Below are 13915 nucleotides of genomic sequence, written 5' to 3' on the forward strand. Positions count from 1 at the left end.
ATAAACAAATAGCGTCATAAATAGGAAAAAAGATTACACCAATGAGAGTGAATACCTTACTAAATTCACAGACAAGGATTTTACAATATAGCTTATTGGGCTCACATTTTTACAAAGTGATGACCCCGAAAGTAATGGCTGCGATCGTCATGATGATCGTTGTCCCAAACGCCCATTTAAACAGGAATTTTTGATGATCCCCAAAATCCACGCCTACAAGGCCAATCAATATGAATGTTGCAGGCACCAATGGCGATAAGGGGAACCCTGCGGTCGAATGACCTAATAATGCCGCCCTTCCGATTTCTACAGGGGCAATGCCGAAGTTCGACGCCGTTTCACTTATGATTGGCAAAATGCCAAAATAATAGGCATCAGGTGAAAAAATGAACCCCATCGGTATGCTCGTCAGCGCTACCACCAGTGGCAAATGTGCCCCGAGCCACTCCGGAATGACAGTTACGATTGAAGCAGCCATCGAGTCCATCATCTTTGTTTCCGTGAATACACCCGTAAAAATCCCAGCTGCGAAAATGAGTGTACAAATCATCACGAAACTATTGGCATGACTTAAAATCCTTTCCTGCTGTTCTTTTGGGTTAGGAAAGTTAACGAATAGTGCAATCGCAAAAGCGGAGGCAAATAAGATTTGGATCGGCAGCACTTCCATCACCAGCAATACCATCAGTAAAATCGTCAAGAACCAATTAAACCAAAAAAGCCTGGATGTTCCTTGAGGTGCGGATTCAACAGCTGCAGCCTGCTCGCCCATACCAGGTTGGATGTTCGTCTCCAAGGAGCTGACTCCCAATCTCTCCCTTTCCTTTTTGCCAAGTACATATGCCGAAAAAAGCGTCCATAAAAGACCGCAAACCATGACCGGAATAAGAGGAATGAATAACTCCGATACTTCAACCTGAAGGCTCGCGGCCGCCCTTACCAAAGGACCGCCCCATGGAATCATGTTCATGACGCCAGCGGCCAAACCAACGACACATGCCAATACGAGCCTGTTCATCCCTAATTTGATATAAAGCGGCAGCATGGCCGAAACAGTGATCATGAATGTAGAAGAACCGTCTCCGTCCAAACCTACCAATATGGTTATAATGGCGGTTGCCATGACAACCTTTAGCGGATCTCCTTTTACAAAACTCAGTATTTTAGCGATCATGGGCTCGAATAAACCAACGTCAATCATTAAACCAAAATACAGAATAGCAAAAACGATCATGACTGCTGTCGGTGTCACCTTTAAAATACCCGCAACCATCATATCTCCCATTTCCGAGGCAAACCCACCAATCAGACCAAAAGCTATCGCCGTGAAGATAAAAGCGACAACCACTGATAAACGCTTCGTGATGACCAAGACCAGAAACGTTAAAATCATACAAAACCCTAAAATCGTCAACATGTTTAAAACTCCTTTAATTGGAAAATGTATACCTTTTGTTTATTTAACTTTTCTGAAAAATCAGTATTTTCACATTATACCATTTGCCCATTCATTAAAAAACCTGCTAAACAAATTCGTTTAATAAATTAGTTAATTTCTGTATACTATTATTTAGGAACCCGAAGTTTTTTTCGGAGGAAAGAAGTGTTGTATGTAAAATGAACGCTCATAAAATAGCAAAACGGAATCTTTTCATCATGTGGTTCGCCAATTTCTTCATAGGCGGGAGCATGACGATGGTTCTCCCTTTCATATCCTTATACATTGGTACATTCGGAGATTATTCGACTCAATATATCCAGCATTGGTCCGGATGGACTTTTGGAATCACTTTCGTGACAGCCTTTTTATTTTCACCCATTTGGGGACGGATTGGTGACCGGTATGGCAGAAAGAAAATCTTGATTGCCTGCGCCTTTGGGATGGGCCTGTCCATCTTCCTGATGGGATTCGTCGAAAATGTTTGGCAGCTATTCGTCCTAAGGATGTTCACAGGAATATTCACTGGCTTCATTTCCATGTCCCAGGCCTTCATATCAACACAGACACCAAAAGAAATTGCCGGACGTGTACTGGGAACCTTACAAACGGGAAATATAACCGGTTCCCTTTTCGGACCATTGCTTGGCGGCGTGCTTGCAGACACACTAGGCTATTCAACCGCCTTTAAATTCACCTCCATCACCATTTTCATCTCTGGTCTTCTTGTTTTTGCAACCAAGGAGTACCGAATGGAGCGGCAGGAGGGAACGAAGTCGAGCTATACAAGCAGGGAGGTTCTCTCACATATCATAAGGAATCCCATCTTGGTGAATGTCATGCTCATCTCCACGCTTGTCCAAGTTGCCCACTTCAGCATCCAGCCCATTCTTTCTTTATACGTTGGTGAGCTGCATGGAACTTCCAATCTTGGTTTTTATTCAGGAATCGCCTTTTCTGCAGCAGGCCTGGGGAATTTATTGATGGCGCGTCACTGGGGCAAGATTGGTGATCGGCATGGACATGTGAAGATTCTTGTGCTGCTTCTTTTTCTGACAGCTCTTGTCTACTTGCCCGGTGCCTTCATCAATCATTTTTGGCAGCTTGTCTTTGTACGTTTCATACTAGGCATGGCAATAGGCGGCATCATCCCTGTAAGGATTGCCTACATTCGCCAAGAAGCGCCTGTCGCAATGCAGGGGGAAGTGCTTGGGTACAATACGAGCCTGCGCTTTTTAGGCAATATCATCGGACCCGCAATGGGCGGAATGGTTGCTGGTTTCTACGGATTCTCTGCCGTCTTCATCACGACCAGCACGTTACTCCTCATAGCCGGACTTGTCCTCTATTTCGCGATGCACCGCAATCCGGAGTTGGCCAGATCACATTAATCACATTTTTGGCAAGAAAGCCTGCTTCCATCTTTAAGCAGGCTTTTCCCGTTTAATGCTCATACAGCTGTAGTGTGCTGGATGCTTCTGGAGCCTTTTGTATATGGGAAATGATCGAAGAGAAATCAAGGAAGAAGATTTGAAGGGGTCACGTTCATGCTTATCCGTAAAGTCCACCAACCCTTATGACACACCCACAAACTGATAAGTATTTTTCCAGCACTTCATAACCCATCGAACTTTATGTTAAGATTAATTCAGGCAAATTTTATGAAAGTAAAAGACGCAAAGCCACGGGCCTAAACCAACAACTTAGTTGTCACGGCAGCCGGGTTGCCAAGATTTTTCTTGAATGGATCACTTTATAATTAATTTCTTGCCCCTTTTTAATTTGCCTAAAATTAATACAAGGAGGGTTATATATGTTCTTTCCAACCATTTATTCAGCTACTACGGATGAGAGACACATAGTTAAAGATAAAAATACTTGTGCATGCGGCACAAGATATAATGCATTCGCAATGTTATCCAGAAGCGACCTTCGAAATATCAGGTTCAAGCATTATAAAGAAGTAACATGTCCTATATGTAAATCCAGTATCATTGATGAGGAATAGCCTCTTAACACAAGGACGGTTCATACTCCTAAACTTTGATAGAGCTGGCCTTTCCATCCTCACCACTTCCATCTATGGTAAAACGGGAAAATATCATTCCGATAAAAAAACTCTCTTACCTCCTGCCCACATATTGACACAGTTAAAGCACGATTTTTTTTCATTATACGAATGGTAAATGTACGGTCAACCTATAATGGGCTCGATAAGATATAAATCATGAAGTAATCATTTGATTGAATCGCGTTTCGATAGTTCTAAAACCCATTTCTAGAATGTCATGAATCGGTTCCAACCGGTGGTGTAAAGCTAGTAGGAAAGGGAAATCCATGTTATGTGATTTATAATTATGAAATAGATCTCTACCGTTTTACTCCACTCTCCCTTAGCGGGAATTTTACAAAAGCCTATAGGAGCCCCTTACGTCAAAAATGGCCAGCCATTAACGGAAATCCAATTCGACTGACTTTATTACAAGCATGACCTGTATGCATTCGCCTACCTCCATATAATTGACTTCCCTCACATGATAGCTCAATCACCTTTTGCACCAATTCTTCTCTCTTAAAGCATTTTTCCTACGTACGATAAGAAATGAATAGCCCTCGATTTGTCGTTTATATTATCCATATAGATAGAATAAAGGACTCATGCTATAATTTAGTGCGTTAAAAAAGAAATGAACACATATAAAAGAAAGAAGGAATGTTTCTTTGAATACATCTGCATACAAAAAGGAATGGTTCGGCAACGTTAGAGGAGATGTTCTATCGGGAATTGTCGTTGCCTTGGCATTGATTCCGGAGGCGATTGCCTTTTCGATCATTGCTGGCGTTGACCCAATGGTTGGTCTATATGCCTCATTCTGCATTGCCATCGTCATCTCCTTTGTTGGCGGAAGGCCGGGAATGATATCGGCTGCCACGGGCGCAATGGCACTCGTCATGGTCGACCTTGTTAAAGATCATGGCTTGAACTATTTACTTGCTGCTACAATATTGACTGGTTTGCTGCAAATTTTACTAGGGGTTTTAAAAATCGGGAAATTAATGAAGTTCATTCCGAAGCCGGTCATGACTGGTTTTGTGAATTCTTTAGCCATCTTGATTTTCACGGCACAGCTCACCCATTTCGTGGGCGAAACATGGATCATGTATGTCATGACAGCCGTTTCATTAGCTATCATTTATCTTTTTCCGCTGATCACGAAAGTCATACCTTCACCACTTGTCGCCATCATATTCATGACGATCGTTGCAGTTACCACGGGGGCTACGGTGCGGACGGTTGGGGATATGGGGCAATTGACCGAAGCGCTTCCGATGTTCATGCTTCCAGACATCCCTTTGACCTTTGAAACTTTGACGGTCATTTTCCCTTATTCCATTGCCCTTGCGTTTGTTGGACTGCTTGAATCGTTATTGACGGCTCAAATTGTCGATGAGATGACTGACACGGACAGTAATAAGAATAAGGAAGCCAAAGGTCAGGGGATTGCGAATATCATCGCCGGATGTTTTGGCGGCATGGCAGGATGTGCGATGATCGGCCAATCCGGTATCAACATTAAATCTGGTGGAAGGGGCCGGCTCTCGACATTTGTAGCGGGCGCATTCCTTATGGTATTAATCGTGGTATTGAATGATGTCCTTATCAAAATACCGATGGCTGCACTTGTCGCAGTCATGATCATGGTTTCAATCGGGACATTTGACTGGTCTTCCCTAAAGAGGCTCACTAGAGCTCCTAAGTCGGATGCAGCCGTGATGATCGTGACGGTCCTCATTGTCCTTTATACACATGACTTATCAAAAGGGGTATTTGCCGGAGTGCTTTTGAGCATGATTTTCTTCTCGGCTAAAATTTCTAAAGTGGCAGTAGAGAAAACGGCAGACATCCAGGCTAAGAAAATCACTTACCGTATCAGCGGACAAATATTTTTCGCTTCTGTCCAGGACTTTATTTCAAAGTTCGACTTCAAGGAAAAAGCCGATGCAATCGTCATCGACTTCTCCCATTCCAAGATCTGGGATGCTTCGGCAGTCGGTGCTGTCGATACGGTTATTCTTAAATATCAGCTCTTGGGAATACCTGTCCAAGTCCAAGGACTCGATGAAGAAAGTTCGACATTGCTTGAAAAACTTGCCACCTCAGAAAGTAAAATATCTTAAAGAAGTAAAATTCTGCTGAATAGAAACTTTTCAAACCGACAAAATAGATAACATGAATCATTTCCTTTTGAAAGGAGCGAAAAGCATGACACCTGAGCAGGATTATACGGCAGCAAATCTGTCACCGGATTTATTGAATGAACTGAAAAGCTTTGAAAGCAAACTTGGCGAGGAAGCCAATAAAGAATTGATTGTCATCGCCTATGAAAAAGAAAAGGAATCTTTAAATTAAGAAAAAAGACTCAAACACCCTTAATGGGATGGTTGAGTCTTTTTTTGAATGTACAGAAAAAGGGTGCCCATGTTTTTAATGAGCAACCCTTTTCCTGTATTATTTGCTGAATACGTCGGTTAAGACCGGCACGATTTGTTTTTTACGCGATACAACGCCTTCCAAGACGGCGATGTTATTGTTTAATGAAACGTCATATGCCTTTTCAACCGCATATGCCGCTTTACCAAGGGCCAAGGCAACGGAATCATTAGTCAGGATATCCGTTACGACGAATAGGAACAAGTCCAATTCCTTCACTGCGATGACCGCTTCAATCGCCGCTTCCAATTCAGCTTGCTTAGCAAGGACTTCGTTCGGGTCAACAGCATTGACCTGTGCTATTTCCACTTTAGCCATTCCCATGGAGAATTCCTTTGCATCGAGAGTGATGAGCTGGGCAATCGTTTTGTCGCTCAAGTCAGCTCCTGCTTTTAACATTTCCAAGCCATATTTTTCTGCGTCGACTCCCGCAATGGCAGCGAGTTCCATTGCTGCTGCAACGTCCTGCTCCGTGCAAGTCGGGGATTTGAACAATAAAGAATCGGAAATGATGGCAGACAGCATAAGACCTGCGATTGCTTTAGGGACTTCAATTCCGTTTTCTTTATAAATTTTATTTAAAATGGTTGCCGTACAGCCAACTGGTTCCGCACGGTAATATAATGGATCGCTTGTTTCAAAGTTAGCGATACGGTGATGGTCGATAACTTCCAACACACGGACTTGGTCAATGTCTTCAGCGCTTTGCTGGCGTTCGTTATGATCGACCAGGATTACGCCATCAGCTTCCCCTGCAACTTTTTCCACAAGACGGGGAGCATCGAATTTGAATTGGTCCAATGCATATTGAGTTTCACCATTCACTTCACCCAGACGAACTGGTTCAGCGTTGATACCTAGCTGTTTTTTAAGATCTGCATAAGCGATTGCTGAACAGATTGTGTCTGTATCCGGGTTTTTATGTCCAAAAACTAATACTTTTTCCAAGATTTTATCCCCTTTTTCATAAATATTTTTTCCGCGAATCCCCTCAGTGCAATAACGGAGAGCCACCTTTACTAGACACTTTATTTTAACACAAAATCCCGTAAAATCAGCGCTTGATTTATCCATTCCCCCATAAAATCTTTCATTCCCCCACCCTCTTCCATCACTTTGTCAATAGATAAGGGTTGGTTTTTTTCAAATATATTAGTTGAATTATCATCGTATATGGCTTACGATAATATAAGCAGAAATACTAGATATTGATTACATAAACAATTCCAATAACTATATATAGAATTTTTATAATCCAAGGTGCCAGTGATGGCTGAAAAGGGAATCCGGTGTAAACCCGGAACTGTCCCCGCAACTGTAAATGTGACGAAATGAGAAAACCACTGTATAGCTCTCTATACGGGAAGGACTCAAAGTAGGATGATCATGAGTCAGGAGACCTGCCTTGAATTTTTCACGTTTCTTATTCTTCGGGGATTGAGATGATGAAACGATAGTATAACGGCTATTTTTTCATGCCTCTTTTATTCTATCGTTTGATCCGCTCAATTCTTTGGGCGGTTTTTTTATTTTAGCGGAAGTTAACAAGGAGGATTATTAATGACTCAAACATATAATGACACAGAAGCGAAATCCATCCAGCTTGAGATGTTATCGAAGGAATTCGAAGGCCGTCTCGATATGGAAAAGTTCAAAAAGCGTTTTACAAAATGGCTTGATCGCAAAAGTGACTCAACCGAAGAGCAGGCATCAAAAAAACTGATTCAGCTCGCTCTTGAAGGCGTGGATATCGATGCTCCGGATTGGACTTTCGTTGCTGCAGCAGAACTGTTGAATACAATGTATAGGGATGCACAAGCCAATCGAGGTTATGAAGGCAAGAGTTATGGTCCATTCTATGAGCTGATCACAGAACTCTCCCAGCTATCGGAAGGTCAGCGTTATCCCATTTATAAACCAGAACTGCTATCTTCATATACAAAAGCGGAAATTGAGGAATTGGGATCGGTGATCGACCCGGAAAAAGATAAATTATTCTCTTACATAGGCATCTACTTATTGAATGACCGTTATCTGGCCCGCCCAAAAAAGGACAAGGTCTTCGAACTGCCGCAAGAACGTTTCATGATCATCGCGATGGAAATCATGCGAATGGAAAAAACGGAGCACCGCCTGCAACTGATAAAAGAAGCATACTGGGCCATGTCCAACCTTTATATGACCGTTGCGACTCCTACACTCTCCAATGCAGGTAAAACACATGGACAGTTAAGCTCCTGCTTTATCGACGCAATTGAAGATTCCATCGACGGAATCTACTTATCAAACTACGATGCGGCAAAAGTATCTAAATTCGGCGGCGGTGTCGGTCTTTACGTCGGTAAGGTTCGCTCGCTTGGTTCCGATATCCGCGGTTTCTCTGGAAACAGTTCCGGCACGACGCCCTGGATTCGACTATTCAACCAGACAGCTGTAAGTGTCGATCAATTGGGTCAACGTAAAGGTGCCATCGCGATTTACTTGGATGCCTGGCATAAAGATATCATGAGCTTCCTCGATTTGAAGACTCAAAACGGCGATGACAGATTAAAAGCACATGATATTTTTACAGGTGTATGCATACCGGATTTATTCATGGAAGCTGTACGCGACAGAAAAGAATGGTATCTTTTCGATCCGCATACCGTTAAGCAAACCCTTGGATTTTCACTTGAAGATCTTTATGACGAAAAGAAAGGCGAAGGAAGCTTCAGGAATCATTATGCACTTGCTGTCGAGGCCGCAGAAAATGGCACGCTTCCAAACTATAGCTTTGAAAAAATCAATGCGATGGACATCATGAAAAGCATCATGATTTCTCAATTAGAAGAAGGCGTACCGTATATGTTCTACCGCGATGAAGTGAATCGGAAGAATCCGAATAAACATAAAGGTATGATTTATTGTTCTAACCTTTGCACGGAGATTGCCCAAAACCTAAGCCCTTCGACGATCACGGATGAATATGAAACAGAAGATGGAGATGTTGTTGTGGTTCGTAAAAGCGGGGATTTCGTTGTCTGCAACCTTTCATCCATTAACTTGCCCCGAGCGGTGGGCAGCGACGTTCTGGAAAGATTGATTCCCATTCAGATCCGTATGCTGGACAATGTCATTGATGTGAATAATCTTCCTGTCAAACAAGCATCCATCTCGAACAAACGGTACCGTGCAATTGGTTTAGGAACGTTTGGATGGCATCATTTACTTGCCACACAGAATATTTATTGGGAATCCGATGAGGCTGTTCACTATGCAGATGCTTTATACGAAAAGATCGCTTACTTAACTATCAAGGCATCCAACGAATTGGCCAAGGAAAAAGGATCTTACCCATATTTTGAAGGTTCTGATTGGCATACAGGGGACTATTTCGAACTGCGTGACTATACAGATCAAAAATGGCTGGATTTAAAAGCAGACGTGCAGGAGCACGGAACCCGTAATGGCTATTTAATGGCGATTGCCCCCAATTCATCGACAGCCAAAATCGGTAATTCCACGGATGGAATCGATCCTTTGTATGAAATTGAATTTTACGAAGAAAAGAAGAACTTCAAATTCAAGGTGACCGCACCAGGATTGACGCCAAATACGTATGAATATTATAAAAAGACGCGATTCAATTTGGATCAACTGGAAAGCATCAGGCAAAATGCAGCCCGCCAACGCCATATTGACCAAGCAATCAGCTTTAATCTGTATGTACACAATACAATCAAAGCGAAGGTCCTGTTGGATATCCATTTAACGGCATGGGAAAGCGGGTTGAAATCAACGTATTATGTTCGTTCGACGTCTTCCGAATATGACAATGCCTGCGAAAGCTGTTCAAGTTAACGTCAATCATGACCCAGTAATCTATTCTTAAAGGAGTTTTCCCGAATGACCAATCATATAAAAAAAATTCGGATGCTCGAACCGACGCATCCAACAAAGGCAACCGGTGTTTTCAAAGGAGAAGCTTCAGGCTTCCTCCTTTGGAACGATATACAGTATGAAAAATTCTATGATACCTATACACAGCTCATCAATAACTTTTGGAAGCCTTCGAGCGTGAACATGATTCAGGATAAAAAGCAGTGGGGCGAATTGGATGAAGATATCCAGGACGCTTTTCTCGATATCCTTACGATGATTGCCGGAATGGACAGTCTTCAAACGCCCACTTTAGTAGAAATCCTTCGGTACATCAAAGATCCGGCGGCAAAAGCTATCCTGGCCAACATGGCCCAGCAGGAATCGATCCATAATGAGTCTTATTCCTATATCCTTGCTTCCTTGATTCCAGTAGGCAAGCAAAAACAGCTTTTCGACCGCATCAAAGAACATCCTGAAGTGATTAAGCGTAACCAACCGATCGTTGATGCTTATCAAACGTTCGTGGACGACCCCAGCCCTCAGCATTTATTCGAGGCACTGATCCATTCAACGAACCTTGAAGGGATTTATTTCTATCTGGCTTTCGCCTTTTATTATAATCTAGGACGCCAAAATTTAATGACCGGTTCAGCTACGATGATATCCTATATTCATCGTGATGAAATGGTCCATTTCGATTTCATTGGCATGCTCGTTCAAATCTTGATGTATGAATATCCTGAGTTAAATAATGAAGAAAACACGAAGTTCATCTATACAACGATTGAAAAGGCAGTCGAACTCGAAAAGGAATGGTCTGAATATATGCTCGAAGATATCCAAACGAAAGCCGATCTCGATTTGGAAGAATTCAATGAGTACATCGAATATATCGCCAACAAACGGTTACGGATGCTAGGCCTTGAAAACTTGTATAAAGAGTATGGCGAGAACCCGATGCCATGGATCAAAACGTTCGATGATGAATCCATCGGCCTTACCAAAACCGATTTCTTCGAACAGAAGTCAAGGACTTACAGTCAAGTAAATGCCAGCAATGGGTTCGATGAGCTGTAAAATTGCCATTGTCTATCATTCTGCCGGCGGCAATACAAAAGCGCTTGCCGAAGCCCTCGCTGCCCTTTTACCTGAGGCTTTTCTATATCGAATGAATGAATTCGATTTACGTACATTGCCGGATTACGATGCCTTGATCGTCGGCACCTATACATGGGGCAATGGGGAGCTTCCCGCTAAATCAGCTGCCTTTTATAAAGAACTGGAACAGTTGCCTATTGCTCGCCTGAAAACGGGAGTCTTCGGCACTGGCGAAACCAACTATAATCATTTTTGTGGGGCGGTCGATCAGTTCCGGGACATGCTATTTGCCAAGAGCCAGTTATTGGTGACATTGAAGATAGAACAGATGTATCAAGAATCAGACCTGCACAGACTTCAAAAGTTCGCCTCGCTATTCCAGAACTGACTGAAAGGGGATATGCGTTTTCGCATATCCCCTTTCAGTGTTTTTTTTAAAACTCGGCTTCCTTAATCATAGCAACGGTAAGCATGAAGTATAATGGAAGAAAAAAGAAGATGATATCCATTGACTGAGAATATAACCCAGTTCCTGCCTGTCCTTTTCATGCTAGTGCTTGTCGCATTCGTTATATTCATCGTATTTTTCCTGTCAGGGCATTTTAATCGTACTAAACGGATCGAAGAAAAATTGGACAAAGCATTAAAGGAAATCGCCGAAAAAAAGGAAAAATAAAAAGACTCCAAAATCGGAGTCTTTTTTTTATATGCGTTCAATTATTTTTGAACGTTAGCAGCTTGTGGTCCACGAGCGCCTTGCTCGATTTCGAAAGAAACTTCTTGGCCTTCTTCAAGCGTTTTGAAGCCTTCACCTTGGATAGCTGAGAAATGTACGAATACATCGTCTTGGCCTTCAACTTCGATGAAACCGAAACCTTTTTCTGCGTTAAACCATTTTACTTTACCTTGTACCATGATAGTTCCTCCTGTGTTTGGAAAAATCCATTTTATTACTATTTTTGGTTCTGGATAATGTTTCAAGAGGAATCCTATTACAGTAAATCCTTCTATCAAACTTTTCCGAACAAAAATAATTACTCATATTATATCATGGAAAATCCTAAAAAAACAAGATTATCGCCGTAAATCAACCGACAAATTATCCTAAAATTCTACATATTCCTCTTCTTGCTTTGTCGGAAGCCTTCGTCCAATAAGTAGCGCTCCGCCTCAACCGGACTTTCGAAACATTCCTCAAGATTCGACCCTGAATAAACATTCCAAAGCAGGTCTTCCTTTTGAAGTGTAAGCTCTTGCTTTTCAGGGCCAATCCATGCCCCTTCCAACCTAGCGAACTCGTTTTCTTCTTCTTCGATTTCAGCCGGGGGTTCAGATAAGTAATCCACGCTTCTTTGGATCAATTCTTTTAATTCGGCTTCATTATAGTCACGTATATTGATAAACCCTTTACGGTCAGTGTCTTTTTTTCTCATATGCCCTGCGTAAACGAACCCATTTCCATTGGGATGCAAGTGCTGAACGACGATCTTTTTCTCCTGGACGCTACCTGGATAATGGAAGTTCACACGTCCCAATGAAACGTCTTTTCGCTGTAATTCCGGAAAAGTTTCAATGATGCTCAATTTTTCTTCAAATGTTAACAAATTTCTTCCTCATTTCATTAGTTCATATTGTTTGTCGATTATAACACAGACTGATTAGAAACAATAATCCCCCTCTTCCATTATAATGTAATGAAAAGGAGTGATAGGATTTGATCATGAGAATTCGGGACCTGGAATCAGACTATGGCCAGCAGCTATTTAAACTGCAGAAAGAAGCCTATAAGGTGGAAGCGGAAATGATCGGTTTTGCCGATATACCTCCTTTATTGGAAACATATGAACAATTCATACATTGCCATGAAACGTTTTTATGCTATTTAAAGGGTGATGCCTTAGCTGGTGCCATATCTTTTACTAAAGAGAATGGCCAAATGCTAATTTGCCGAATGGTCGTCCATCCTGATTATTTTCGGCAGGGTATTGCGGACGCATTGTTGCATGCTCTTCAATTACATGTCGACTGGGAAAAAATTTCCGTTTCGACCGGTAAAATGAACCTTCCAGCACGAAACCTTTACGAAAAAAACGGATTCACCCATAAAGAGGACGTAGAAGCCGCACCTCGCCTATCCATAAGCATTTACGAAAAACAGCATTCATTTTATGTATGTCACGATAAAAAGCATAATGAATGAAATGACAATGATTACGGCAACCCATAGCCAGGCCAAGGTCATATTCCCGGAGTCCATGGCGATATAAATTGCGGTCGGTATGGTTTGTGTCTGTCCAGGAATGTTTCCGGCAAACATGAGTGTGGCCCCGAACTCCCCCAACGCACGCGCAGAACTCAAGATGGTACCTGTGACGATCGATTTGACCGCCAATGGGAAGGTTACAAACAGGAATAACCTCCACTCCCCGGCCCCGTCAACCCTTGCTGCATTTTCAATTTCTTCATCTATACCTTCAAAGCCCGTTTTAGCGGATTGGTACATTAGCGGAAAAGCTACCACGGTAGATGCAATGACCGCAGCCCACCAGGTGAACATCAAGGGCTGGTCAAAAACCCTTTCAATGAATTGTCCCGGCAGTCCATTCTTGCCAAAAATCACGATCAATAAAAAACCAATGACGGACGGCGGCAAAACAAGCGGCAATAAAAACGCTGTTTCCAACAGGACTCTTCCCCTGAATTGCTTTTTAGCCATCATTCGCGCCAGGAAAATTCCTAAAATGAAAACAAGGATACCCGCTAGTCCCGCTACTTGTATCGATAGCCTGACTGGTGACCAAAAATCCCCTGTCATGATACTTCTACACCACTATTAAATATCGGCATATGCAGGTCCTTATTCGGTTTCATTACCCAAACCGTTTCTTTTTCATTAAAGGCAGATTTCATTTCATTTTCTCCCTTTCCTTTTAAATAACATTTAAGTTTATTTTTCTTGACATCTTGCTGACACAAAGAAACGTTAAAGTAAGAGTATCACAAATATAAAAATAATTTCATTCCAA

At 42.2% G+C, this 13915-nt stretch carries 13 protein-coding genes and 2 riboswitches; of the genes, 8 read left to right on the forward strand and 5 right to left on the reverse strand.

Going from position 1 to position 13915, the window contains the following annotated elements; genetic code table 11:
- Positions 1–109 precede the first annotated feature (109 nt).
- Positions 110–1417, reverse strand: a complete 1308-nt coding sequence (locus tag ACFX4H_RS10095) for a CitMHS family transporter (protein WP_063591913.1) — start codon at positions 1415–1417, stop codon at positions 110–112.
- A 200-nt stretch (positions 1418–1617) separates the two neighbouring features.
- Here ACFX4H_RS10095 and ACFX4H_RS10100 point away from each other — a divergent pair, with 200 nt between their 5' ends.
- The 3 genes from ACFX4H_RS10100 to ACFX4H_RS10110 all read left to right on the forward strand — a co-directional run bounded on the left by ACFX4H_RS10100 (position 1618) and on the right by ACFX4H_RS10110 (position 5849).
- Positions 1618–2829, forward strand: a complete 1212-nt coding sequence (locus tag ACFX4H_RS10100) for an MFS transporter (protein WP_063591914.1) — start codon at positions 1618–1620, stop codon at positions 2827–2829.
- A 250-nt stretch (positions 2830–3079) separates the two neighbouring features.
- Positions 3080–3170, forward strand: a riboswitch (cyclic di-GMP riboswitch).
- Positions 3171–4159: 989 nt separating this feature from the next.
- Positions 4160–5617 carry a SulP family inorganic anion transporter gene (locus ACFX4H_RS10105; protein WP_323602095.1) on the forward strand — a complete coding sequence of 486 codons (1458 nt, stop codon included), beginning with the start codon at positions 4160–4162 and terminating at the stop codon, positions 5615–5617.
- A gap of 85 nt (positions 5618–5702) precedes the next feature.
- Positions 5703–5849, forward strand: coding sequence for a hypothetical protein (locus tag ACFX4H_RS10110; protein ID WP_153246080.1), 147 nt, complete (start codon positions 5703–5705; stop codon positions 5847–5849).
- A gap of 99 nt (positions 5850–5948) precedes the next feature.
- Here ACFX4H_RS10110 and ACFX4H_RS10115 read toward each other — a convergent pair whose 3' ends face one another.
- The gene (locus ACFX4H_RS10115) at positions 5949–6878 is read right to left on the reverse strand and encodes a manganese-dependent inorganic pyrophosphatase (protein ID WP_034314865.1); all 930 of its coding nucleotides are present in this window, start codon (positions 6876–6878) and stop codon (positions 5949–5951) included.
- 293 nt (positions 6879–7171) lie between these two features.
- Positions 7172–7352: riboswitch (cobalamin riboswitch) on the forward strand.
- A gap of 138 nt (positions 7353–7490) precedes the next feature.
- On the opposite strand from ACFX4H_RS10115, the gene ACFX4H_RS10120 reads away from it, so the two are divergent.
- The 4 genes from ACFX4H_RS10120 (at position 7491) to ACFX4H_RS10135 (ending at position 11565) form a co-directional block, all read left to right on the forward strand.
- Positions 7491–9770, forward strand: coding sequence for a ribonucleoside-diphosphate reductase subunit alpha (locus ACFX4H_RS10120; protein WP_283249094.1), 2280 nt, complete (start codon positions 7491–7493; stop codon positions 9768–9770).
- 45 nt (positions 9771–9815) lie between these two features.
- Positions 9816–10868 (forward strand): ribonucleotide-diphosphate reductase subunit beta, encoded by a 1053-nt coding sequence (locus tag ACFX4H_RS10125; RefSeq protein WP_034314867.1) that lies wholly within the window; start codon positions 9816–9818, stop codon positions 10866–10868.
- A complete protein-coding gene (locus ACFX4H_RS10130; protein WP_084738040.1) occupies positions 10840–11277 on the forward strand; it encodes a flavodoxin domain-containing protein in 438 nt (145 codons plus the stop codon). Before ACFX4H_RS10125 ends, ACFX4H_RS10130 begins: the two co-directional genes overlap by 29 nt.
- A gap of 120 nt (positions 11278–11397) precedes the next feature.
- Complete coding sequence (locus ACFX4H_RS10135) at positions 11398–11565, forward strand: hypothetical protein (RefSeq protein WP_174878755.1); 168 nt, start codon at positions 11398–11400, stop codon at positions 11563–11565.
- A gap of 41 nt (positions 11566–11606) precedes the next feature.
- On the opposite strand, the gene ACFX4H_RS10140 is transcribed toward ACFX4H_RS10135, so the two are convergent.
- Together ACFX4H_RS10140 and ACFX4H_RS10145 are read right to left on the reverse strand one after the other, a co-directional pair.
- The gene (locus ACFX4H_RS10140) at positions 11607–11804 is read right to left on the reverse strand and encodes a cold-shock protein (protein ID WP_028393295.1); all 198 of its coding nucleotides are present in this window, start codon (positions 11802–11804) and stop codon (positions 11607–11609) included.
- A gap of 197 nt (positions 11805–12001) precedes the next feature.
- Entirely contained in the window at positions 12002–12493 is a 492-nt protein-coding gene (locus ACFX4H_RS10145) for a hypothetical protein (protein WP_063591918.1), read from the reverse strand.
- Positions 12494–12609: 116 nt separating this feature from the next.
- Here ACFX4H_RS10145 and ACFX4H_RS10150 point away from each other — a divergent pair, with 116 nt between their 5' ends.
- Positions 12610–13089: a GNAT family N-acetyltransferase gene (locus tag ACFX4H_RS10150; RefSeq protein ID WP_063592656.1), complete on the forward strand. Its 480-nt coding sequence runs from the start codon at positions 12610–12612 to the stop codon at positions 13087–13089.
- Here ACFX4H_RS10150 and modB read toward each other — a convergent pair.
- On the reverse strand, positions 13051–13704 hold the full coding sequence (gene modB, locus ACFX4H_RS10155) for a molybdate ABC transporter permease subunit (protein ID WP_241636872.1): 654 nt from the start codon (positions 13702–13704) through the stop codon (positions 13051–13053). The two genes, ACFX4H_RS10150 and modB, sit on opposite strands and share 39 nt — an antisense overlap.
- Positions 13705–13915: the final 211 nt, after the last annotated feature.

It is taken from the genome of Peribacillus sp. YIM B13477 (assembly GCF_042787955.1).
In the GTDB taxonomy this organism is placed as follows: domain Bacteria; phylum Bacillota; class Bacilli; order Bacillales; family DSM-1321; genus Peribacillus; species Peribacillus frigoritolerans.